This is a genomic window from Mycolicibacterium septicum DSM 44393 (assembly GCF_000455325.1).
GTDB classification, from domain to species: domain Bacteria; phylum Actinomycetota; class Actinomycetes; order Mycobacteriales; family Mycobacteriaceae; genus Mycobacterium; species Mycobacterium septicum.
On sequence record NZ_HG322953.1, the window covers coordinates 61,531 to 85,277 of the forward strand.

The 23,747-nt window shown below is 66.9% G+C and carries 21 protein-coding genes; 18 read left to right on the forward strand and 3 right to left on the reverse strand.

Annotated features, from left to right (window positions below; genetic code table 11):
• Nucleotides 1-3: 3 nt before the first annotated feature.
• The gene (locus TX88_RS27240; protein WP_044522212.1) at nt 4-1,629 is read right to left on the reverse strand and encodes an FAD-dependent oxidoreductase; all 1,626 of its coding nucleotides are present in this window, start codon (nt 1,627-1,629) and stop codon (nt 4-6) included.
• A 14-nt stretch (nt 1,630-1,643) separates the two neighbouring features.
• Nucleotides 1,644-2,369, reverse strand: a complete 726-nt coding sequence (locus TX88_RS27245; RefSeq protein WP_044522216.1) for an IclR family transcriptional regulator — start codon at nt 2,367-2,369, stop codon at nt 1,644-1,646.
• Between the two features lie 130 nt (nt 2,370-2,499).
• Here TX88_RS27245 and TX88_RS27250 point away from each other — a divergent pair, with 130 nt between their 5' ends.
• Genes TX88_RS27250 through TX88_RS27335 form a run of 18 tightly spaced genes read left to right on the forward strand, consistent with a single transcriptional unit; the run spans nt 2,500 to nt 22,407 of the window.
• Nucleotides 2,500-3,411 (forward strand): alpha/beta fold hydrolase, encoded by a 912-nt coding sequence (locus TX88_RS27250; RefSeq protein WP_044522217.1) that lies wholly within the window; start codon nt 2,500-2,502, stop codon nt 3,409-3,411.
• On the forward strand, nt 3,387-5,090 hold the full coding sequence (locus tag TX88_RS27255) for a bifunctional 3-(3-hydroxy-phenyl)propionate/3-hydroxycinnamic acid hydroxylase (RefSeq protein ID WP_044522222.1): 1,704 nt from the start codon (nt 3,387-3,389) through the stop codon (nt 5,088-5,090). Before TX88_RS27250 ends, TX88_RS27255 begins: the two co-directional genes overlap by 25 nt.
• Complete coding sequence (locus tag TX88_RS27260; protein ID WP_044522223.1) at nt 5,047-5,970, forward strand: 3-carboxyethylcatechol 2,3-dioxygenase; 924 nt, start codon at nt 5,047-5,049, stop codon at nt 5,968-5,970. The genes TX88_RS27255 and TX88_RS27260 overlap by 44 nt, the downstream gene beginning before the upstream one ends.
• On the forward strand, nt 5,967-7,781 hold the full coding sequence (locus tag TX88_RS27265; RefSeq protein ID WP_044522224.1) for an FAD-binding protein: 1,815 nt from the start codon (nt 5,967-5,969) through the stop codon (nt 7,779-7,781). The genes TX88_RS27260 and TX88_RS27265 overlap by 4 nt, the downstream gene beginning before the upstream one ends.
• Nucleotides 7,778-9,085 (forward strand): LLM class flavin-dependent oxidoreductase, encoded by a 1,308-nt coding sequence (locus tag TX88_RS27270; RefSeq protein WP_044522227.1) that lies wholly within the window; start codon nt 7,778-7,780, stop codon nt 9,083-9,085. Before TX88_RS27265 ends, TX88_RS27270 begins: the two co-directional genes overlap by 4 nt.
• Before the next feature lie 16 nt (nt 9,086-9,101).
• Nucleotides 9,102-9,959 (forward strand): coniferyl-alcohol dehydrogenase, encoded by an 858-nt coding sequence (locus TX88_RS27275; protein ID WP_044522229.1) that lies wholly within the window; start codon nt 9,102-9,104, stop codon nt 9,957-9,959.
• A 14-nt stretch (nt 9,960-9,973) separates the two neighbouring features.
• Nucleotides 9,974-10,960, forward strand: coding sequence for a cyclase family protein (locus tag TX88_RS27280; RefSeq protein WP_110918245.1), 987 nt, complete (start codon nt 9,974-9,976; stop codon nt 10,958-10,960).
• A gap of 6 nt (nt 10,961-10,966) precedes the next feature.
• Nucleotides 10,967-11,548: an NADPH-dependent FMN reductase gene (locus TX88_RS27285; protein ID WP_044522235.1), complete on the forward strand. Its 582-nt coding sequence runs from the start codon at nt 10,967-10,969 to the stop codon at nt 11,546-11,548.
• The gene (locus TX88_RS27290; protein WP_044522238.1) at nt 11,545-12,381 is read left to right on the forward strand and encodes an alpha/beta fold hydrolase; all 837 of its coding nucleotides are present in this window, start codon (nt 11,545-11,547) and stop codon (nt 12,379-12,381) included. The genes TX88_RS27285 and TX88_RS27290 overlap by 4 nt, the downstream gene beginning before the upstream one ends.
• Complete coding sequence (locus tag TX88_RS27295; protein ID WP_044522239.1) at nt 12,378-13,193, forward strand: SDR family NAD(P)-dependent oxidoreductase; 816 nt, start codon at nt 12,378-12,380, stop codon at nt 13,191-13,193. Before TX88_RS27290 ends, TX88_RS27295 begins: the two co-directional genes overlap by 4 nt.
• 53 nt (nt 13,194-13,246) lie before the next feature.
• The gene (locus TX88_RS27300) at nt 13,247-13,990 is read left to right on the forward strand and encodes a TetR/AcrR family transcriptional regulator (RefSeq protein WP_244438687.1); all 744 of its coding nucleotides are present in this window, start codon (nt 13,247-13,249) and stop codon (nt 13,988-13,990) included.
• A complete protein-coding gene (locus TX88_RS27305) occupies nt 13,987-14,181 on the forward strand; it encodes a ferredoxin (RefSeq protein ID WP_044522241.1) in 195 nt (64 codons plus the stop codon). The genes TX88_RS27300 and TX88_RS27305 overlap by 4 nt, the downstream gene beginning before the upstream one ends.
• A gap of 21 nt (nt 14,182-14,202) precedes the next feature.
• Nucleotides 14,203-15,420 carry a cytochrome P450 gene (locus TX88_RS27310; RefSeq protein ID WP_044522243.1) on the forward strand — a complete coding sequence of 406 codons (1,218 nt, stop codon included), beginning with the start codon at nt 14,203-14,205 and terminating at the stop codon, nt 15,418-15,420.
• 52 nt (nt 15,421-15,472) lie between these two features.
• On the forward strand, nt 15,473-16,645 hold the full coding sequence (locus TX88_RS27315) for an amidohydrolase family protein (RefSeq protein ID WP_044522245.1): 1,173 nt from the start codon (nt 15,473-15,475) through the stop codon (nt 16,643-16,645).
• Nucleotides 16,642-17,910, forward strand: a complete 1,269-nt coding sequence (locus tag TX88_RS27320) for a M24 family metallopeptidase (RefSeq protein ID WP_044522248.1) — start codon at nt 16,642-16,644, stop codon at nt 17,908-17,910. Before TX88_RS27315 ends, TX88_RS27320 begins: the two co-directional genes overlap by 4 nt.
• Nucleotides 17,900-19,033, forward strand: coding sequence for a M24 family metallopeptidase (locus tag TX88_RS27325; RefSeq protein ID WP_044522252.1), 1,134 nt, complete (start codon nt 17,900-17,902; stop codon nt 19,031-19,033). Before TX88_RS27320 ends, TX88_RS27325 begins: the two co-directional genes overlap by 11 nt.
• A complete protein-coding gene (locus TX88_RS27330; RefSeq protein WP_044522255.1) occupies nt 19,026-19,985 on the forward strand; it encodes an enoyl-CoA hydratase/isomerase family protein in 960 nt (319 codons plus the stop codon). The genes TX88_RS27325 and TX88_RS27330 overlap by 8 nt, the downstream gene beginning before the upstream one ends.
• Nucleotides 19,986-19,989: 4 nt before the next feature.
• Complete coding sequence (locus TX88_RS27335) at nt 19,990-22,407, forward strand: CaiB/BaiF CoA transferase family protein (RefSeq protein ID WP_044522257.1); 2,418 nt, start codon at nt 19,990-19,992, stop codon at nt 22,405-22,407.
• Between the two features lie 20 nt (nt 22,408-22,427).
• Here TX88_RS27335 and TX88_RS27340 read toward each other — a convergent pair whose 3' ends face one another.
• Nucleotides 22,428-23,705 carry a hypothetical protein gene (locus tag TX88_RS27340; protein ID WP_044522259.1) on the reverse strand — a complete coding sequence of 426 codons (1,278 nt, stop codon included), beginning with the start codon at nt 23,703-23,705 and terminating at the stop codon, nt 22,428-22,430.
• Between the last annotated feature and the right edge of the window lie 42 nt (nt 23,706-23,747).

Here is a 23,747-nt window from a genome sequence, read left to right on the forward strand (position 1 = left end):
CGATCAGCTCACCGACTTGCCCGTGGCCGCGGCATAGCCGCTGCGGTAACCGAACACCATTGCGGGGCCGAGGGTGCCGCCCGCCCCGCCGTAGGCCTTGCCCGTCACCCCGCCCATGGCGTTGCCCGCGGCGAACAGGCCGGGGATCGGGGCGCCGTTGACGTGCAGGACCCGGCCGTCGCGGTCGGTGCGCGGCCCGCCCTTGGTGCCCATCGCGCCGATCTTGACGGGCACGGCGTAGAACGGCGCGGTGTCGAGGGGCCCGAGCGTCTGGCCTGCCGGGGTGGGGGCCGAGTTGTCGCCCCAGTACCCGTCGTACGCGCTGGATCCGCGGCCGAAGTCCGGGTCGACCTCGCGGGAGACATTGTCATTCCACAGGTTCAGGGTCTCGGCCAGGCCCTGGGCGTCGATACCGGTCTTGGTGCCGAGTTCGGCGAGGGTGGCCGATTCGCAGAACCAGTCCGGCACCGGGTCGCCGGGTTCGACGCCGAGGAAGCCGTAGCGCTGCAGGTGCACGGAGTCGAACACGATCCAGGCCGGGTCGTTGGCGTAGCCGGTCTTGGGGTCGAGGTACTGGAAGGCGCCCGCCATCGAGTTGTATTCGCCTGCCTCGTTGAGGAAGCGCTTACCCGCCCGGTTGACGATGACGCTGCGCGGCCGGGTGCGTTCCAGTCGCACGCTGCGGCTACGGGGATGACCGTCGATGGTGTCACCGGGGATCTGCACGATCGGAACCCACCACGCCTCACCCATGTTGGCCAGGTCGGCGCCGTGTGCCATCGCCATCCGCAGCCCGTCGCCGGTGTTGTTCGGTGGGGACACCGCGCCGCGCATCGGGCCGCGCAGGTAGGCCTCGACCAGTTTCTCGTCCCACTCGAATCCGCCGGTGGCCAGCACGACGCCGCTGCGGGCGCGCACAGTCACCTCGGCGCCATCGACACTGATCCGCACCCCGGCGATACCGTCGGCGTCACCGACCAATTCGATCGCCCGGGCCTCGGTGACCGGCTGGATGCCGCGATCGAGCAGGCCGCGCAGCAGACCGGCGATCAGTGCAGTGCCGGCGACACAGAGGTCGGCGTCGGGATCGTCGTAGACGGCGTGAATGCGGGCGCGGGTCTCCGCGTCGATGCCGACGTTGCTGAAATCTGCTGGGAACGAGGTGATCCGGTCTCGCCAGGCACCGAGCTTGCCCTGATCCACCGGGCCCGCGCTCAGCGAGCGGCCGCCGCCCGGGCGCCCGCCGGGAAGCTCGGGCTTGTAATCGGGAAAGCCCTCGGCGACGGCGAAACGCAGCTCGCTGTGTTCCTCGACGAAGTCGAGCATCGCCGGACCGGTCCGCACGAAGGTGTCGACCAGATCGGCATCCATGTAGCCCAGCGATTGGGCCTGCAGGTAGTCGATCGCGTCGGCGACCGGCAGCGGCCCGTCGGCGCTGCGGTCGTGGGCCGGGATCCAGACGATGCCGCCGGAGACCGCAGTGGTGCCGCCGACCGTGGTTGCCTTCTCGTAGATCGCGACCGAGGCGCCGTTGACCGACGCGGTCAGTGCAGCGGTGAGCCCCGCGCCACCGCTGCCCAGTACGACGACGTCGACCGAGTCATCCCACTCAAATTCGGTATGAGTCATTTGTCATTCCCTTATCAGTACAGAATCGCCGATAGTTCGTTTGCTGCCCGGACCACCGCGTCCTTGCCGCCCAGCACGACGTCTTCGCGGTGCGAGATGAGATTGATGCAGGTGGGCGGCGACGGCAGACGCCGGCGCACGGGCACCGCCAGGCCATAGGTGTCCGGTTCGATCTCGCCGTGGGTGATCACCCAACCCTGTTCGCGGGTCTCGCGGACCAGTTCGCGTTCGCCGGGACGCGGCGGCATGCTGGCCAGCAGTGCCACTCCGGCGGCGCCGCGCTCGAGCGGATGGCGGCTGCCCTCGTGGAATGACAGTTGGTAGAACACCTGCGTCGGGACGATCACCGCGACCGCCACCTGCTGATCGCCCTCGGCCACCAGCAACGACACCGTGCTGCCGAGCTCGTCGGCAAGTGCGCGCAGGGTCGGGACGCTGAGCTGGCGCATGTTGTTGTCGAAGGACGCCCCGAGTGCGGCCAGCCCGGCGCCCGGCCGGTAGCGGCCGTCTTCGCCCTTTGTCACGTACCGGAACTGACTGAGGGTGGCCAGCAGCCGGTAGGCGATCGTGCGATGGGCGCCGACGTGGTCGGCGACCTGTTGCACGGTGAGCCCGGTCGGGGCTGCGGCGATGGCCGCGAGCGCGCTCAATCCGCGCGCCAGCGTCTGTGAACCGGGCACCCCGTTGGGGGTGCTGTCGGTCTTCGTTTGTGCCTGCGGCTGGGTTGCCTTGGCCGGCATCGCGCCCCTCCTTGACAGATAGAACCGCGAGAGTGATGCTCTGATAATAATGCACGCTGATGTGCGCTATATGAGCAAAGTGCTTACAAATTTGGAGAATAGCATTCTCCTTACCGTCGGAGAGGGGAACATGACAAGCACTGCCGCCGGGCCGGCATCCGGTTCCGTTTCGGCCACCGAGCATGAGAGCGTCTGGGCTGATCTGCAGGGCGTGGCGTTCTCGCAGGGTTACCTCGATGTGGGCGGCATCCGCACCCGCTACCTGCATGCCGGTGACCCGAAGCTGCCCGTGCTGGTTCTGCTGCACGGGTCGGGCGGACATGCCGAGGCCTATGTGCGCAATCTGAAATCTCATGCCGAGCATTTCTCGACGTGGTCGATCGACATGCTCGGGCACGGCTACACCGACAAGCCCGGCCATCCGCTGGAGGTCGCGCACTACGTCGACCATCTGATCGCCTTCCTCGACACGATCGGTGCGCAGCGTGCCCACATCTCGGGTGAATCGCTGGGCGGCTGGGTGGCCGCGCGGGCCGCAGCCGATCACCCGGACCGCGTGGATCGGTTGGTGCTCAACACCGCCGGTGGTTCACAGGCCGACCCCGAGGTGATGAAGCGGATCATCACGCTGTCCATGGCGGCCGCGGAGAACCCGAGCTGGGAGACCGTGCAGGCCCGGATCAAGTGGCTGATGGCCGACAAGACGAAGGATTACGACGACATCGTGGCGAGTCGTCAGGCGGTATACAGCCAGCCCGGTTTCGTCGCCGCGATGAGCGACATCATGGCACTGCAGGATCCGGAGATCCGCGCGCGGAACCTGCTGGGGGAGAAGGAATACGGATCGATCACCGCGCCCACTCTGGTGCTGTGGACCAGTGATGACCCGACCGCCGACGTCAGCGAGGGCCGGCGCATCGCGTCGATGATCCCCGGTGCCCGGTTCGAGGTGATGCCGGACTGCGGGCACTGGCCGCAATACGAAGACCCTGAGACGTTCAACCGGTTGCATCTGGAATTCCTGCTGGGGAAGCCGGCGTGACCGACCAAGAGGTCGACGTCATCATCGTCGGGGCCGGGCCGGTCGGCCTGACCCTGGCGAATGTTCTTGGCATCCAGGGTGTCCGAACGCTCGTGGTGGAGGAACGCGAAACCCTCATCGACTACCCCCGGGGAGTCGGACTCGACGACGAATCGCTGCGCACCTTCCAGTCCATCGGCCTGGTCGAGGCTGTCCTGCCGCACACCGTGCCCAACCAGATCCTGCGGTTCTACGACGGTCACCGCCGGCTGCTGGCCGAAATGGCGCCTCCGGATGCACGATTCGGCTGGCCCAAGCGCAACGGCTTCGTCCAGCCGCTGGTCGACGCGCAGTTGCTGGTCGGGCTGGACCGGTTCGAGCACGTGCAGGTGGCCTGGGGTCGCCGGATGGAAGCAGCCGTCGAGACGGCCGACGGAGTGACGGTCGAGTTCGGCCCGGACGTGCCCGCGGTGCGGGCGCGCTATGTGGTGGGGTGCGATGGCGGCCGGAGTGCCACCCGCCGCCTGATGGGGGTGTCGTTCGACGGCACCACTTCGCCGACCCGCTGGGTGGTGGTCGATCTGGCCAACGATCCGCTGGGACATCCGAACAGCGAGGTCGGTGCCGACCCGGATCGGCCGTACGCCTCGATCTCGATCGCGCACGGCATCCGCCGGTTCGAGTTCATGATCCATGCCGACGAAACCGACGAGCAGGCCGAGAATCCCGAATTCGTCGCCCGGCTGCTCGCTCCGTTCGTACCGCATCCCGACAAGGTCGACGTGATCCGTCGCAGGGTCTACACCCACCATTCCCGTATCGCCGGGAACTTCCGGAAGGGCCGGTTCCTGCTGGCCGGCGATGCCGCTCATCTGATGCCGGTGTGGCAGGGCCAGGGTTACAACAGCGGCATCCGGGATGCGGCCAACCTCGGTTGGAAGCTGGCCGCGGTGGTCAACGGCCACGCCGGCGACGCACTGCTGGACAGCTACGACATCGAGCGCCGCAAGCACGCCAGGGCCATGATCGACCTGTCGACGTTGGTGGGGCGGGTCATCTCGCCCACCAACCGCAAGATCGCGGTGGTGCGGGACAAGCTGATTCGCGGTGCGTCGGTGGTTCCGGCGCTCAAGCGCTACGTGCTGGAGATGCGGTTCAAGCCGATGCCGCGGTACGACCAGGGCGCGGTCTACCACCCGAAGCCGCCGACGCCCGAAGCTCCGGCCGGCACGTTGTTCATCCAGCCGCGGGTGGACACCCGCGAGCAGTCGAACGTGTTGCTGGACGACGTGATCGGCCTGAACTTCGCGGTGCTGTGCTGGAACAACAATCCACGCGCGTTGCTCGGCGAGCAGGCCTATCAGCGCTGGAAAGCCCTGGGCGCGAAGTTCATCGCGGCCCGCCCGCAGACCCAGCTGTTCTGGATCGGGCACGACGCGGACAGCGATGACGGCTCCGTGGTGATCGTCGGTGACCGCACGGGTGCGCTCAAAGCATGGTTCGACGTGCACGCGGAATCTGTCCTGGTGCTGCGCCCGGACCGCTGCATCGCCGGTGCCGACATCGCCCAGCGTGCCCCGGAACTGAGCAACGCCCTGTTCGACGTACTGCATGTGCTGGAGGGAGGTGCGAACGATGCCGGTAGCCCTGTGCTGTATGTCCCACAGCCCACTGCTGAATCTTCCGGGACCGTCGGCTGATCTCCTCGACGAGATCGGCTCGGCGCTCTCCGCCGCGCGGGAGTTTGTTGCCGACTACGACCCCGAACTCGTCATCACCTTCTCGCCCGACCACTACAACGGGTTCTTCTACCGGCTGATGCCCCCGTTCTGCATCGGTACCGCCGCAACGGGAGTGGGGGATTACGGGACGTACCAGGGTGCGCTGAACGTTGCCGGTGACATCGCCCAGCAGTGTGCGGAGGCCGTGTGGGAGTCCGGGGTGGACGTCGCCGTCTCGACGAGCATGGACGTCGACCATGGCACCGTGCAGCCTCTTCAGGAGTTGTTCGGCGAGGCGACCGCGCGTCCCATCGTGCCGATCTTCATCAATTCCGTTGCCACCCCGCTGGGTCCGCTGTCGCGGTCCCGCGCGCTGGGGGCGGCGGTCGGCGCCTACCTGGCAACCCTCGACAAGCGGGTGCTGGTGCTGGGTTCCGGTGGGCTGTCGCACGACCCGCCGGTGCCGACGCTGGCCACCGCACCGCCGGCTGCCCTGGACCGGATCGTGCACGGGGTCCCGATGACCGCCGAACAGCGTATGGCCCGGCAGTCCGCGGTGAGCCAGGCCGCTCACGACTTCGCCCATGGGCAGAGTGCGCTTCGGCCGCTGAATCCCGAATGGGACCACAGTCTGCTGGAGATCTTCGACGAGGGCCGGTTGACGGATCTGGACGGCTGGTCCAACACCTTCATCGCCACCGAAGGTGGCAATTCGGCGCACGAGATCCGCACCTGGGTTGCCGCATTCGCGGCGCTCGCAGTCAACGGGCCGTACCGGACGGGGAATCACTTCTACCGGGCGGCACCGGAATTGATCGCAGGATTCGCAATCAGGACGGCGGTAGGAATCGCAGCATGAGTTCAGACACCAGTGCACAGACCGCCGAGCAGACGTTCGACAAAACCGTCGACGTGCTCGTCGTCGGCTCCGGCGGCGGCGGTATGACGGCTGCGTTGGCAGCCGACGCGGCCGGTCTCGATACCCTTGTGATCGAAAAGTCCTCCCACTTCGGCGGTTCCACCGCGCTCTCGGGCGGCGGGATCTGGGTACCCGGGGCGCCGTCACAGCGTCGTGCCGGCCATGTGCCCTCACCGGACGGGGTTTTCGACTACCTCAAGCAGATCACCGAAGGCACGGTCAGCGACGCCCGGCTCCGCAAGTACGTCGAGGCCGCGCCGGAGATGATGGACTTCCTCGAGCGCAACAGCGATTGGTTCGAGTTCGTCTGGAAACCCGGCTACGCCGACTACTACCCGGAACTGCCCGGCGGATCGGCGCAGGGGAGCACCATCAACGTCCCGGCCATCGACCTGCGAAAGCTCGGTGAGCACGAGCAGGAGCTGCTCGCCCCGCTGGCGCTGGCGCCCAAGGGAATCTGGTTCGCCCCCAAGGATCTTCGGCTCTTCTACCAGGTCCGGCAGAACTGGCGCGGCAAGGCCGTACTGCTCAAGCTGATCTGGCGGATGGTGCGGGCCAGGGTGTTCGGTGACCGGATGGCCGCCATCGGCCAGTCGCTGGCCGCCCGGATGCGGCTGGCGCTCAAGCAGCACGACATCCCGCTGTGGCTGGACGCGCCGATGACCTCGTTGATCACCGGTGCGGACGGCGCGGTACTCGGCGCGGTCATCGAGCGCGACGGCAAGCCGCTGCGGATCCGGGCCACCGGGGGCGTGATCCTGGCCTCGGGTGGGTTCGACCATGACATGGCGTGGCGCAAGGAGCATCTGCCGGTGCTCGAAAAGGACTGGAGCTTCGGCAATCCGGCTGCCACCGGCGACGGTATCCGGGCCGGGGAGAAGGCCGGCGGTACCACTGAACTGCTGGACGAGGCGTGGTGGTTCCCGGCGATCTGCTGGCCCGACGGCCGGCTGCAGTTCATGCTGAACGAGCGGATGATGCCGGCGCAGTTCGTTGTCAACGGCGACGGCAAGCGGTTCATCAACGAGGCCGCCCCATACATGGACTTCGCCCACGCCATGATCAAGGGGCAGGAATCAGGTGGCGGGCATATCCCGTGCTGGCTGGTCACCGACATCGACTCGTTCCACCGGTACGTCGTGGGCGGGCACCTGCCCATCCCCAAGATCCCGTTCGCTCCCGTGCCCACCGGCCGCAAGGTGCCGAAGGCGTGGCTGGATTCGGGTGTCGTGGTCGAGGGGGACAGCTGGGAGGAGTTGGCCCGCAAGATCGGTGTGCCCGAACAGAATCTGCGGGCCACCGCCGAGCGGTTCAATCAGCTCGCGCACGCCGGCCACGACGACGACTTCAACCGTGGCGACAGCGCCTACGACAACTACTACGGGGATCCGACCTTGCCGAACCCGAATCTGCGCCCGCTCGGCAAGCCGCCCTACTACGCGTTCCAGATCATCCTCGGCGACCTGGGCACCTCGGGCGGCCTGCGCACCGATGAAAACGCCCGGGTGCTGCGCTCCGACGAGACCACCGTGGACGGGCTCTACGCGGTGGGCAACGTGTCGGCAGCGGTCATGGGCCGTAGCTACGCCGGTGCGGGCGCCACGATCGGGCCTGCGATGGCATTCGGGTACGTGGCAGCCAGACATATCGCTGACCGGAGTGCCCAACAGTCTGTCGCGCAACCAGTTTCACAAACAGCCAACCAACAAATCCAGGACACCGTCAGTAACCCCTCAGGAGGAAATCGATGAAGATCTCGCTGTTCTACGAGTTCGCGCTGCCGCGCCCGTGGTCCGACGATGATGAACTCCAGATGTTCCAGGACGGCCTGGACGAAGTGGAGGCCGCCGACAAGGCCGGCTTCTCCACTGTCTGGCTGACCGAGCATCACTTCCTGGAGGAGTACTGCCACGCCACCGCACCGGAGATGTTCCTGGCCGCGGCCAGCCAGCGGACGAAGGATATTCGGCTCGGCTTCGGTGTCATGCACCTGCCGCCGCCGATCAACCACCCCGCGCGGATCGCCGAGCGGGTTGCGACCCTGGATCACTTGTCGCGCGGTCGAGTGGAGTTCGGCACGGGTGAGGGATCCTCGGTCGCCGAGCTCGGCGGTTTCAACATCGATCCCGCCGACAAGCGGACCATGTGGGAGGAAGCCCTCGAGGTGTCCATCCGCTGTATGACCGAAGCCCCGTTCACCGGGTTCAAGGGCGAGCACGTCGAGTTGCCCGCCCGCAATGTGATCCCCAAGCCACTGCAGTCACCGCACCCGCCGGTCTGGGTGGCGTGCACGCGCCCGTCGTCGGTGCAGATGGCGGCCCAGAAGGCCATCGGTGCGCTGAGCTTCGCCTACACCGGTCCCGAGGCGCTCAAGGAGCGGGTTGACGGGTACTACAAGGAATTCGAAGAACAGGGTGCTCCGATCACGCCGGCGATCAACCCCAACATCCTGGCCATCGGCGGCGACCTGTCGATGATGGTGGCCAAATCCGACGAAGAGGCGCTCAAGCGGCTCGGCATCGGCGGCGGCTTCTTCTCGTTCGGCATCATGCACTACTACCTGACCGGCATGCACACCCCCGGCCGCACCAAGGTGTGGGAGCGGTACGAGCAAGCGGTCAAGGAGGATCCGTCGCTGGCCTATGGTCCCGGCCGCGGCGCCATCGGTTCGCCCGACACCGTGCGCGAATTCCTGCGCGGTTACGAGGCGAGCGGGGTCGACGAGATCATCCTGCTGCTCAACCCGCGCAGTCACGAGGGCACCATGGAGTCCATCGAGATCATGGGCAAGGAGATCCTGCCCGAGTTCATCGAGCGGGACGCAAAGGCGGTGGCGGACAAGGCCAAGCGCCTGGCACCGGTGATCGAGAAGGTCGAGTCGCGTCGCCGTCCGTCGGACGCCCCGTTGTTCGACGAGACCTACGCCTTCGGTGGGCTGCCCACCGGTCGCGACAAGTTCACCGCAGGTGAGATTCCCGAGGCGATGGCCGAGATCAACGAAGGCCGGGTCAAGGCGGCCCAGGCCGAGAAGGAAGCTCGCGGGAAGTCGGATTGAGAAGAAGTCGGCGATCGTGACCGCACTCGACGAGTTGGTGCGCTACGACGGCAAACACGTCGTGGTCACCGGCTGCGGGTCGGGCATCGGCGCCGAGGTCACCCGTGCGTTGGGTGAGCTCGGCGCCCGGGTGACGGGCCTGGACATCCGGCCACCCGATCACCTGCCCGATGAGTTCATCGAACTCGACCTGGCGGACCCGGAGTCCGTCGACCGTGCCGCCGGCGCGGTCGACGGGCCGGTGGACGCCCTGTTCAACGTGGCCGGCGTGTCCTCCGGTATCGGCAATCCACTGCTCGTGGTGCGCATCAACTTCCTGGGAACGAGACAGTTCACCGAGGCGGTGGAACAACGCATCGCGGCGGGCGGATCGATCACCTCGGTGTCCTCGCTGGCGGCGTCGGGCTACCGCGAAAACCGTGGCACCACAGCCGGGTTGATCCGGACGCGATCGGTCGACGAAGGGCTGCGGTGGTGCGCCGACCATCCCGAGGCTCTGGCCGACGGTGGCTACCGGTTGTCCAAGGAGGCGATGATTCTCTACGGGATGTGGCGGGCCACCGAACTCGGTGCCCGCGGTATCCGGATCAACTGCACGGGGCCGGGCGTCACCGACACCCCCATCCTCGACCAGCTGCGCTCGGCCTACGGCCAGCGGTATCTCGATTCGTTCACCACCCCGCTGGGCCGTAACTCCGAGGCCGCAGAACAGGCGTCGCTGCTGGCGTTCCTGGGCAGCCCGGCAGCCAGTTACGTGACCGGGCAGGTGATCTGGGCCGATGGCGGCATTCTGGCCCAGCGGGAGGCGGCTCTGGTCGATGCTGTAGACGGAACGGTCGGCGACACCGCCGACGACTCGGTGCAGAGGAGCTGAGCTTGGCCGGGACGATGAGCGACTTTCGCAAGGTCGCCGACGATGTGCGCAACTGGGGCCGCTGGGGCGATGCCGACGAACTGGGCACGCTCAACCTGATCACCCCCGACAAGGTCGCGCAGGGCGCGTCACTGGTCACCCAGGGCAAGGTGTTCGCGCTCGGCGGGGACTTCTCCTCGGCCGGCCCGCAGGGGGCGTTCCAGTTCCGGCAGAACCCGACCCATGTGATGACCGTGGACGGCGGCGACGCCAACACCCTGGCGCAGTACGGTCCGCAGTGGCTGCGCAACTCGGTGGCTCACGAGGTCAGCGAGTTCTTCGTGGACAACCCGTTCCGCTTCAACGACGACATGATCGTGATGCCGCTACAGGCCGCCACCCAGTGGGATGCGTTGTCGCACGTCTACTACGAGGACAAGCTCTACAACGGATTCCCGGCGGATTCGGTCACCAGCTTCGGTGCCTTCCACTGCGGTATCGACAAAGTGGACGGCAAGGGCATCACCTCTCGCGGCGTACTGCTGGATGTCGTCCGTCACCGCGGGGCCGAGCAGTTCCTGGAACCGGGCAATCCGATCACGCCGGCCGAGCTCGACGAGGTGGCCAGGGCGCAGGGAGTTACCGTCACGCCCGGCGACATCGTGGTGGTGCACACCGGTTGGTGGACAAGATTTTTGGCGAACGGCGACGGAACAGAGCCGGGATCGGGACTGGATTGGCGTTGCGCGTCGTGGCTGCACGATCACCAGGTGGCGGCTGTGGCGGCGGACAACCTGATGGTCGAGGACCCCGACCCGGCCAACGGTGTCGAGGGCACATTCCTGCCGATGCACATGCTGTGTCTGCGGGACATGGGCCTGATGCTCGGTGAGTACTGGGACCTCGGCGCACTGGCGGCCGACTGCGCGGCCGACGGCGTCTACGAGTTCCAGCTCATCGCCCCGCCGCTGCGCGTCACCGGTGCCGTCGGTTCGCCGGTGAATCCCATTGCGATCAAGTGAGGAAAGATGACGTCAACTGAGAAGGTGCCGTTCGTGGTCGGGCTCGGCGGCACCCTGCGCGCCGACTCTTCGACCGAGCGCGCCGTCCGGTACTGCCTGGAGTCCGTGGAACGGCAGGGCGGCAGGACCCGGATGTTCGCCGGGCCTGACCTGGAACTGCCGATGTATGCGCCGCATTCGTTGGAGCGCACGCCCGCGGCCCTGGAGTTCGTCTCCGCGCTCCGTGACGCCGACGCCGTGGTGGTGGGCTCGCCGGGCTATCACGGTGCGATCTCCGGTCTGGTCAAGAACGCGTTGGACTACATCGAGGATCTGCGGGAGGACCCGCGGGTCTACCTGGACAACACCCCGTGGGGCTGCATCGGTTGCGCCTACGGCTGGCAGGCCGCGGTCGGCACACTGGGCCAGCTGCGGTCCATCGGTCACGCGTTGCGGGCCTGGCCCACCCCGCTGGGCGTGGCGATCAACTCCGCGGACAAGATCTGGGCTGAGACAGGCGAACTGGCCGACGGTACGGTGCGCGGTCAACTCGAGATGCTGGCCACCCAGCTGCTCACGTTCGGCCAGGCAGGCGGAGCCGCGCAGTGACGGCTCAGCGCACGTTCGCACGGAAGGCCATCGACGTCGACGGTCTGACCACCGGCTACCTCGAAGCCGGCCAGGGTGATCCCGTCGTCCTGTTGCACGGCGGCGAGTTCGGCGTCAGTGCCGAATTGGGTTGGGAGCGCGCCATCGACGCGCTCGCCGAGCACTACCGGGTGCTGGCCCCGGACATGCTGGGTTTCGGCGAGAGCGCCAAGGTCATCGATTTCAACGACGGCCGGGGCATGCGGATTCGGCACATCGCCCGGTTCTGCGCCGAACTCGGGGTTACTGAGGCCCATTTCGTCGGTAACTCGATGGGGGCGATCAACCTGCTGGTCGACACCACCTCGGATGCGCCGCGGCTCCCAGTGCGATCGCTCACCGCGATCTGCGGGGGAGGGGAGATCCAGCGCAACGAACATTCGGCGGCGTTGTACGACTACGACGCCACGCTGGACGGGATGCGACGCATCGTCACCGCACTGTTCGCCGATCCGGCCTATCCGGCCGACGAGGCCTATGTCCAGCGGCGGTACGAGTCGAGCATCGCGCCGGGAGCCTGGGAATCCTTGGCCGCGGCCCGGTTTCGGCGGCCCGGCCTGGACGCACCGGCAATGCCGTCGGCGCAGCGGGCGTATGAGCGCATCGGTGTGCCGACCATGATCATCGAGGGGGATCGTGACAAGCTGCTGCCGTCCGGTTGGGCCGCCGAAATCGCCGGCCAGATCGCCGGTGCCCGCAGTGCGGTGATTCCCGGTGCCGGGCACTGTCCGCAGATCGAACAGCCCGCCGCGCTCATCGCGGTGCTGCTGGAATTCCTGAAAGAGGTTTCATGAGTAACGAGCTGGCCGGAAAAGTCACGGTCGTCACCGGCGGTGCGTCGGGTCTCGGTGAGGGATTGGTGCGGCGGTTCGCCGCCGAGGGCGCCAAGGTGATGATCGGTGACGTCGACGAGGACCACGGCAAGGCGCTGGCCGACGAACTGGGGGAGAACGCCCGGTTCCTGTTCACCGACGTCGGCGACGTCGAACAGGTGGGTCGGCTGGTGTCGGCCGCGGTGGACACCTTCGGGGCCCTGGATGTCATGGTCAACAACGCGGGGGTCTCGGGCACCATGCACCGTCGCTTCCTCGACGACGATCTCGCCGACTTCACCAAGGTCATGGGCGTCAACGTGCTCGGCGTGATGGCCGGTACCCGCGATGCCGCGCGATACATGGCCGAACACGGCGGAGGTTCGATTCTCAACCTCACCTCGATCGGCGGCATCCAGGCCGGCGGCGGGGTGATGACGTATCGCGCGTCCAAGGCCGCGGTCATCCAGTTCACCAAGTGTGCGGCGATCGAGCTGGCCCATTACGAGATCCGGGTCAACGCCATCGCTCCGGGCAACATCCGCACGGCGATCGTGGCCAAGTCGGCCTCGCCCGAGGAGCGCGAGCGCATCGAAGAGTTCGAGGCAGGGATCCGGGCCCAGATGCGCAACGACCGCCCGCTCAAGCGCGAAGGCACGGTCGAGGACGTGGCCGAGGCCGCGCTGTACTTCGCGACCGACCGGTCGCGGTACGTGACGGGAACCGTGTTGCCGATCGACGGGGGCACCGTCGCGGGCAAGGTCATCGTCCGGAAGCCCAAGCCCCAGGCCTGACCTGGGCCGTTGACCGGGGGCGTGACGCTGGAAACCCCGGTTTTCCAGCGAATATGTCCAGCGTCGTCCGGCCTTGGATTTGTTTAAATCAAGTGCTTGACTTAATTACAGGAGGGGCGTTGACTGTAACGGTGACAGCAGCCAACCGGACCGCCCGCGCCGATCGGGCGAGCATTACCCAGGAGGCGATCCTCAAGGCGGCTGAGCGCCTCTACGCCGAACACGGAGTGTTCGCGGTGTCCAACCGTCAGGTGAGCGAGGCGGCCGGTCAGGGCAACAACGCCGCGGTCGGCTACCACTTCGGCACCAAGACCGACCTGGTCCGCGCGATCGAACACAAGCACCGTGGTCCGATCGAGTGCCTGCGCGAGCAGATGGTGGCCGACACCGGTGCTTCGTCCGGGCTCCGGGACTGGGTTTCCTGCCTGGTGCAGCCGCTCACCGACCACCTCACGGCGCTGGGCAACCCGACCTGGTACGCCAGGTTCGCCGCTCAGGTGATGACCGATCCGGCCTACCACAACATCGTGGTCCGCGACGCTCTCAGTTCGGAGTCGCTGGTGCAGGTCATCGAGGGGATGAACAACTGCCTGCCGGAACTGCCCGCCGAGGTTCGCGCGGAACGCAACATCATGGCGCGCAATCTGTTGATGCACAGCTGCGCCGACCGTGAACGGGCGATGGCGCAGGGCGGCAACGTGCCGCGAGCGTCCTGGCAGGGCGCTGCGTCGGGATTGATCGATGCGATCGTCGGCCTGTGGATGGCGCCGGTCACTCAAGAAAGCGACCTCATATGAAAGTCACGGTCGACCAGGACAAGTGCGTCTCGTCGGGGCAGTGCGTGCTCAACGCCAGCGAGGTGTTCGACCAGCGCGACGAAGACGGTGTCGTCGTCCTGCTGGAACCCGAACCCGATCCGGACCAAACCGACAACGCCCGCCGCGCCGCGGCGGCCTGCCCAGCCCTGGCCATCGAGATTCAAGACTGACTTGAGGAACGGAACCACCACATGTCTGAGACGCTGACCGAAGTCGACATCCCCGAATACCCGATGGAGCGCGATGTGCGGTGCCCGTTCGCGCCGCCGCCGCCCATGCTGGGCAACCCCAAAGGCCTGTTCCGCGTGAAGATCTGGAACGGCAGCACCCCGTGGCTGATCACCGGCCACGAGGAGGCCCGCACGCTGTTCTCCGACTCCCGGATCAGTGTGGACGACCGGATCGAAGGCTTCCCGCACTGGAACGAGCACATGCTCTCCACCGTCGACAAGCGTCCGCGCTCGGTCTTCACCTCCGATGCCGAGGAGCACACCCGGTTCCGCCGCATGCTGTCCAAGCCGTTCACGTTCCGTCGCGTCGAGGGATTGCGCTCGGCCATCCAGAAGGTCACCGACGAGTGCATCGACGAGATCCTGGCCGGCCCGCAGCCCGCCGACCTCGTCGCCAAGCTGGCCCTGCCGGTGCCCACTGTCGTGATCAGCGAGATGCTCGGTGTCCCTTACGAAGACCACGAGTTCTTCCAGGAGCACGCCAACGCCGGCCTGGCCCGCTATGCCGCGGCGGACGCCATGCAGAAGGGCGCGATGAGCCTGCACCAGTACCTCATCAACCTGGTCGAGGAGAAGCAGGCGAACCCGTCCGAGGACGCGGTGTCCGATCTGGCCGAGCGCGTGACCGCCGGCGAGATCAGCGTCAAGGAGGCCGCCCAGCTCGGCACCGGCCTGCTGATCGCCGGCCACGAGACCACCGCCAACATGATCGGCATCGGCATCCTGGCGCTCCTGGAGAACCCCGAGCAGGCCGACTTCCTTCGTAACGCAGAGGATCCGAAGGTGATCGCCAACGCGGTCGAGGAACTGATGCGTTATCTGTCCATCATCCAGACCGGCCAGCGCCGGGTGGCGCTGGAGGATATCGAGATCAGCGGCGAGACCATCCGCGCCGGTGATGGCGTCATCATCGATCTGTCCCCGGCCAACTGGGACGCCAAGGCCTACCCGGAGCCCGACAAACTCGACCTCAGCCGCGACGCCGCCCAGCAACTGGGCTTCGGCTACGGCCGCCACCAGTGCGTCGGTCAGCAGCTCGCGCGCGCCGAACTGCAGATCGTCTTCCACACCCTGCTGCGCCGGATCCCGACCCTGCGCCTGGCCGTTCCGCTCGACGAGGTGCCCTTCAAGCACGACCGCCTCGCCTACGGCGTCTACGAACTTCCCGTGACCTGGTAGCACACCCCCAAAAAAGGGAACATCCTTTCACAGCCCGATTGGAGCACCACCGATGTCTACCTTGACTCAGACCCTGTATCCGCCAGAAGGTTTCGGCGCACCGAAGAACCGCCGTGGACATGCGACGAAGGGAGGTCTCGCCGGATTGCCGCCGGGAACCGAGATCTTCTCGGCCGACAACCACATCTCGGTCGCCGACGACATCTTCTACGAGCGCTTCCCCGATGACCTCAAGGGTGCCGCCCCGCGGATCTGGTACGAGGACGGCGCCTACATGGTCGGGATGAAGGGCAAGGCCTGGACCGGCGGCGACTTCGGCCGGGTGCTCATGCAGTACGACGACCTCGCGGGCGCGGCGACCAACAACATCGCGGCCCGCATCCGTGAACTCGCCGAGGACGGTATCGACAGGGAGCTAGCGTTCCCCAACGCCGTGCTCGCCCTGTTCCACTATCCGGACAAGGGAATCCGCGAGCGGGTGTTCCGCATCTACAACGAGGTGATGGCCGAGCTGCAGGAGAGCAGCAATGGCCACTTCTATGGTGTCGGGCTGATCAACTGGTGGGACCCGGCCGGTACTCGCAGCACCCTCGAGCAGCTGAAATCGCTGGGGCTCAAGACGTTCCTACTGCCGTTGAATCCGGGCAAGGACGACGAGGGCAACATCTACGACTACGGCGGCACCGAGATGGACGCGGTGTGGGACGAGATCGAAGCCGCCGGCTTGCCGGTCAGCCATCACATCGGTGAGACCCCGCCCAAGACACCGTGTCAGAACAACAGTGTCGTGGTCGGCATGATGGTCAACGTCGACTCGTTCCGCGAGCAGTTCGCCAAGTACGTGTTCTCCGGAATCCTGGATCGGCATCCGAGCCTGAAGGTCGGCTGGTTCGAGGGCGGGATCGCCTGGGTGCCCACCGCACTGCAGGACGCCGAACACATGCTCGCCTCCTACCGGCACATGTTCAATCACGAACTGCAACACCCGGTCCGGTACTACTGGGACCATCACATGAGCGCCTCGTTCATGGTGGATCCGCTGGGCCTCCGGTTGATCGATGAGATCGGTGTCGACAACGTGATGTGGTCCAGCGACTACCCGCACAACGAGAGCACCTTCGGGTACTCGGAGAAGTCGCTGGCCACCGTGGTGGAAGCGGTCGGGTCCGAGGCCGCCGTCAAGATCGTGTCGACGAACATCCAGAAGTTCCTGGGCTTGGCATGAGTACTCTGACCAATTCCGGCGTCACCCAGATCGCCCGAACGGGCTTCACCCCGCTCGACATTCCCGACGAGCCCGACCTCGCCCGGATGCGCCGAGAGGTGGGTGCGCGTCTGCACGCCGCGATGGCCGACCAGGGTGTCGATGCGCTCGTGCTGCTCGGCAACAGCAATGTCATGTACGCCACCGGGATCGCCTGGCCGCTGGCCGACGCGGGGCTGTCGCATGTCGAGCGGCCGATCGCGGTGGTGCTGGCCGACGATGAACACCCGCACCTGTTCCTGCCGTTCCGTGAGGGCGCGGCCATGGAGACAGGGGTGCCCGATGACCACCTCCACGGGCCGGTCTATCTCGAATTCGACGAGGGTGTAGCGGAATTCGCGCAGATCCTGGCCGGCTTGGTACCCGCCGGCGCGACGATCGCGACCGACGAGTTGACCGGGGCGATGCGGCTGGCCGGCAGCGCGCTGTTCCCCAGCGCACCGGTGGATGCCGCCCCGGTGGTCGGTGCTGCGAAGCTCGTCAAGACGATCGACCAGATCGCCTGTATCCGCCGGGCCTGTCAGATCACCGAAGAGGCCATTGCCGAGATCCACAAGTCGCTGGCGCCCGGTGTGCGGCAGATCGACCTGTCTGCCGAATTCGTGCGCCGCACATTCGAACTGGGCGCCACGACCAACATGTTCGACTCGATCTGGCAGGCCATGCCCGCGTCGAAGGCGGAGGGCACCTGGACCACCACCGGCGATCTCGCCCTGCCACTGCTCACCACCGAGCGCGAGTTGCAGCGCGGCGATGTGCTGTGGACCGACGTGTCCATCGCCTACCACGGCTACTGCTCCGACCATGGGCGTACCTGGATCGTCGGCCAGGACCCGACGCCGGCGCAACAGAAGCAATTCGACAAGTGGAGCCGCGTCGTCGATGCGGTGCTGTCGGTGACCAAGGCCGGTGCCACCTGCGGTGACCTCGGCCGGGCCGCGACCGCGGCCGCCGGCGGACAGAAGCCGTGGTTGCCGCACTTCTACCTGGGCCACGGCATCGGCACCAGCGCAGCTGAGATGCCCATGATCGGAACGGATCTCGGCCAGGAATGGGACGACAACTTCGTCTTCCCGGAAGGCATGCTGCTGGTGTTCGAGCCGGTGGTCTGGGAGGACGGCACCGGCGGCTATCGCGGCGAGGAGATCGTGGTGGTCACCGAGGGCGGCTGGATGCCGCTGACCGCATATCCGTACGACCCCTATGAGGTGTCCCGTGGGAACTGAAATCGCGGCCGACGGCCGGGCGCTGCGCGTCAGTCGCCGGGAGCGCGCCATCGCGCAGATGGAGGCCCATGATCTCGACGCGCTGGTACTGGGCAGGCAGGCCAACGTCCGGTACATCTCCGGCGCCCCGCAGTTGTGGGTGGTGGGCACCCGTCCGTTCGGGCCGATCTGCACGTTCGTCCGCGCCACGGGTGAGATCCACCTGAACAGCACGTGGGACGAGGGCATTCCCGAGGAGATCCCCCACGAGAATCTCTACGGCTTCGCGTGGAACCCGATGACTCTGGTCGGTGTGCTGCAGAACATCAAGGGTGCCGATTCGGCATGGCGCATCGGAACCGACGCCCTGACACCGACCTTCGCCAAGCTGCTGCCGATGGCCTTCCCGAATGCCGAGCTGGTGGACGGTGAGCAGGCGATGCGGGCCGCGCGTCGCGTGAAGACCCCCGAGGAGATCCTGGCGCTGCGACGGGCACTGGCCGTCGCCGAGGAAGGGCTGGCAAAAGGCGTCGCCGAGCTGGTTCCTGGAACTACCGAGAAACGCCTGGCCGGTGCGATATTGGAGGCCGAGGCCGCCGGTGGGGTGAGCACCCCCGCCACCCAGGACGCCGCGTGGATCACCTCGAAGGACCATCCGTGGCGACGTGCCCAGGGCGACGGCCGCGTGAGCGAGGGCGATCTGGTGGCGCTGTCGGCGGGAGTGCTCGCGGACGGCTACGTCGCGGAGGTGGCGCGCACGGTGTTCGTGGGCGAACCGACAGATGCGGTTCGATCGCTGTACCGACGTCGGGATGACCTGTGGGACAGGCTGGTTGACGCCTGCCGCGCCGGTAAACCCACCAGCGCGTTGCTGGACGCGTACGAGCAGGCCGGCGAACCACTGCCGGCGATGCCGGTGGCGCACGGGCTCGGATTGGGATTCGACCCACCGGTGGTATCCCCGAACCTGCGGGCTACCGCAGAGGCCGACCTCCTCGAGGAAGGCATGGTCCTGGCCGTTACCGGCTATGTCTGGGAACAGGGCGTCGGCGCGGTGTTCACCCGCGACGCCGTCGTCATCGGCGCCGACGGACCCGAGGTACTGACCCAGGCCCCATCGAACAGTGAGGCGGCACATGCCTGAGCGTCCCAAACCAGAGGAGATCATCCTCTACGAGAAGGACCCCAAGACCAAGATCGCCACCATCACGTTCAACCGGCCCGAGTTCCTCAACGCGCCGACGTCGATGGCGCGGCTGCGCTACGCCGACGTGCTGCGGGCGGCCAATGCCGACAACGACGTGAAGGTGGTGATCATCCGCGGCGTCGGGGACAACCTGGGCAGCGGGGCAGATCTGCCGGAGTTCATGGAGGGCAACGACAATCCGGCGGCGCGTCTGGCGGAGCTGCGGCTCGAAGATGACGGGGTCGGGGAGGTGACGTACCCGCCCAAGGGCACGTTCCGCAACGGCGCGACGATCAGCTCGTGGTATGCCAATTCCCAGGCCGGCAACCGTGCCTTGCAGGACTTCAAGAAGATCAGCATCGTCGAGGCCAAGGGCTATTGCTACGGCTGGCACTTCTACCAGTGCGCGGACGCCGATCTGGTGATCTCGTCTGATGACGCCCTGTTCGGGCATCCGTCGTTCCGGTATCACGGCTGGGGACCGCGGATGTGGACGTGGGTCCAGATGATGGGCCTACGGAAGTTCCAGGAGATGGTCTTCACCGGACGTCCGTTCACCGCCGCGGAGATGTACGACTGCAACTTCCTGAACAAGGTGGTTGCCCGCGACCAGCTGGAAGACGAAGTGCAGAAGTACGCGCTGGCCTGTACCCGGAACCGGCCGGTGGACACCGTCTTTCAGCAGAAGATGTTCTTCGAGATCTTCAAACAGCAGCAGGGCGAATACATGGGCAGCCTGCTGAGTGCGTTCTTCGAGTCGATGGGCAACGGGGTGGCCAACGACAGCGACGACGACCTGGACATGTTCGAGTCGATCGATTCCGGGCTGTCGGCCGCGGTCAACGACAACGACAGCAAGTTCCCACCCGATTTCCGGCTGTCCAAGAAGAACAGGGCGAAACCCGAATAGACACATGAGCTCACCACTTGACGGCTACACCGTCATCGATCTGTCCAGCGGGATCGCCGGGGCGTACGCCACGAAGATTCTCGCCGATGGGGGCGCCGACGTGATCAAAGTCGAAGCCCCCGAGGGTGACCCGTTGCGCCGCTGGTCGGCGTCGGGTGCGCGCATCGGCCCGGATGAGGACGGCGCGCTGTTCACCTTCCTGGCCGGCGGCAAGCGGAGCGTGGTCGTCGATCCCGACGAACCGCGTCTGCTCGACCGGCTGGTGGCAGCGGCCGACGCCGTGATCTGGTCCCCGGAATCGCCTGTCGCTCAGTCGATCGCACCCGAGGACCTCTTTCGCCGGCATCCGCATCTGATCGTCACCACGATCACACCGTTCGGGTTGGACGGGCCGTGGAGCGGCCGGGCCGCCACCGAGTTCACCCTGCAGGCGTGGTCCGGTGGCGCGATCGGTATCGGTCGCGGTGTGCAGGACCGGGCGCCGGTGTCCATCGGCGGACAGGTCGGCGAATGGCTCGCCGGTGCGTACGCAGCGGCGATGACGCTCGCATTCCGGGCGCGGGCAGTCCGTGACGGCCACGGCGAGCTGGTGGACCTGTCGGCTCTGGAGGCGCAAGTCCTGGGCCTGACGTACTACCCGGTCACCTACTTCGAGATGTTGGGCCGCCCGTGGCGCAGCGAGCGCAGGCCCACGGTGCCCGGGGTCGCGCAAGCGGCCGACGGTTTGGTGGCACTTGGCTGCGGCACTGCCCAGCAGTGGTGGGACCTGTGTGCGATGTCGGGCCACGACGAGTGGATCGACGAGGCTTCGGAGCTCACGATCACCGAGCAGGCCAACCTGCACGCCGAGGAGCTCTACGCATGGGTGCGCAACCAGAATGTGGACGACGTACGAGATTTGGCGTCGGCGTTCCGGATTCCCAACTCGCCGGTCGGCAACGGTGAGAACGTTACGGCCATGGACCATTTCGTGCAGCGGCAGGCATTCATCCGCAATCCGCAGCGCGGATTCACCCAGCCCGCCGCGCCCTACCGGTTGTCAGGTGCTGCGTTGCGTGAAGCGGCGCCGGCTCCCCGCCTCGGCGAGCACACCGCAGACGTAGCGGCCGCGGACCTGACGCCGCGCGCTGAGCCGGTCGGTATGCCCGGCGGGGATCGGCTGCCGTTCAGCGGGTTACGTGTGCTCGACATGACCACGTTCTGGGCCGGGCCGTCGTGCACCCATCCGCTGGGCATGCTGGGCGCCGAGGTGATCCATCTGGAGTCGACCCCGCGGCCGGACGGCACCCGGTTGATCGCCGGGATCCCGGCGACCGTGGAGCAGTGGTGGGAGCGCTCGCCTATCTTCAGCGCGCTCAACACGAACAAGAAGAGCCTGACCCTGGATTTCCAGACCGAGCAGGGCCGGGACCTGTTGCGCCGGCTGATCGCCACCTGCGACGTCGTGGTGGAGAACTTCACCCCGAGGGTGATCGAGCAGATCGGGCTCGACTTCGACTCACTGCGGGAGCTGCGCGAGGACATCATCATGGTGCGCATGCCCGGCTTCGGTTTGGACGGGCCGTGGCGGGACAACCCGGCGTTCGCTTACATCATCGAGGACGCCTCCGGGCTGAGCTGGCTCACCGGCTATCCGGATCGCACTCCGTTCGAACCGTATTCGATCGGTGACCCCAACGCCGGCGTGCACGCGCTGTCGGGGCTGATGCTCGCGCTCGAGCACCGTCGCCGCACGGGACAGGGAGTGCTCGTTGAGGCCGCGATGGTCGACGCCGCGCTCAATGTCGCCGCCGAACAGGTCATCGAGTACTCGGCCTACGGCACGCTGCTGCAGCGCGACGGCAACCGCGGTCCGGCCGCGGCGCCACAGAACATCTACCAGAGTGCCGAGATCGACGAGTTCGGCAGAGCAGACAGTTGGGTGGCGATCGCGGTGAGCACCGACGCCCAGTGGGCCGCACTGCGCGCGGCGATCGGGCAGCCGGATTGGGTGATGGATCCGGCGTTGGATTCCGCCGACGGGCGGCGGGTTCAGCACGACCTGATCGACGCGGAGCTGGCTGCCTGGTGCCTACCCCGGACCGGTGACGAGATCGTCGAAACCCTCTGGCCGGTCGGTGTTCCGGTCGCCAAGGTGATGCAGCCGCACCGGCAGTTGGAGCTGCCGCAGCTGCGGTTCCGGCGCTTCTTCGAACATGTCGGGCATCCGGTGAACAACGCCGCACCGCACAGCACCCTGCCTGTCTCGCTGGCCAACGGGCCACGCGCGCTGCACCGGCAGGCGGCACCGCTGCTCGGCGAGCACAATCACGAACTGCTGGCCGAACTCGGGCTGTCCGACGACGAGATCGCCATGCTGGCCACCGACGGCGTGATCGGCACCGAACCCGGAGTCGGCGGACGCCGTAAAGCGGCTCGCTGAGCGAGCCACGGAGGCCAACCTCAGCGGCGCTGGAACTCGTCGAGCAACGCACCGAAATCCTGGGTGTCCCAGAGGTTAAGGACGTTGCTCAGCATCAGCAGCTGGGCCCGCACCGGCTCGTTGTCGGCGATCCGCGGGTCGAAGCGATCGACGTGCTGATCGGGTAGCGCGGCCGCGAGGTGGGCAGGCGCACCGAGGAGCCAAGTCACTCCCATCACCGCGGCGTACAGCATGAGCTGAGCGCGTAGCCTCCCAATGTCGAGCACGGGTCCGCCTGCGGCGTGAAACTCGGCGGCGAAGTGGGCCAACAGGCCGTCGAGATGCTGTTCCCAGATCTCAGTCTCGGCGCTGCACAGCGAACCCCACAGGGCCATCGCGACATTCATCACGCTGACGCAGCCCCAGTCCATCAACCCGCATCCCAACGTCCCGTCCGGTTCAGGCCAGAACCAGGCGTTGTCGACGTTGGCGTTCCAGTGGCACAGCGCCACCTGATCCACGGTGTCGTGCAGCCAGGTCATGACGGCGTCCTCGGCCGCCGCGATCCGGCCCACATCGGCGAGCATGCGGGCGGTGAACTCCGGGCGGCCGACGCTCGGGGGGAGCAGCGCCGGGTAGCGTGCCGCGAATGCGGTCAGCCGGTGGACCTGTTCGGCGAGTTCGTCGGGGGAGCGGTGCATCCGGGCCCCGACCGTCACTTTGGCCGCGTCGTAACGGAACTCATCGGCCACCGTGTCAGGAAGCGAGCCGGACCGGTGCGCACCGGCCAGTCGCGCCACCGAGGCCAGCAGGGCCCGGTAGTGACCGACAGCATCGGGCATCCGGTAGTCGAGGCATTTGTCGTAGTGCGGCTCAATCCCGGAGGCGCCGAAAGAGATCCGCTCGGTCAGCAGCATCCCGGTACTCGACCCCCGGTGGTAGTCGGCGAACAGGCACACCGGCACGGTAACGGGCAGCGGGGTACCGGCCGACAACGCCCCGAACGCCACCTCGAGCTCCATCTGCGACTTGCCCCGATCCCGCCGGGAGTTGTCGAAGTCGCGGGAGAACTTGACGAACAGTTCGGTGGGCAGCCCGTCGGCCGGAGCCGCGTAACGGACATCGAGCAGAACCTTGCGCCCGGTGCTGCCCCCGAGGCATTCCTGGAATCGGGTGATCGCCATGATCCGATTGCCTTGGGGGAGCACACCGAAAGCATGCAGGGCTGTGGTCAGGAAGGCCGGGCCGGCACTGCGGAGCGTGTCCGGATCGGCCGGGAATTCAAGCCCGGATCGGTCTCCGGTCACCCAGCGCTGCATCTGGCCTCGTCACCCGTCTCGCCCCGGCCTGAATGACCATGG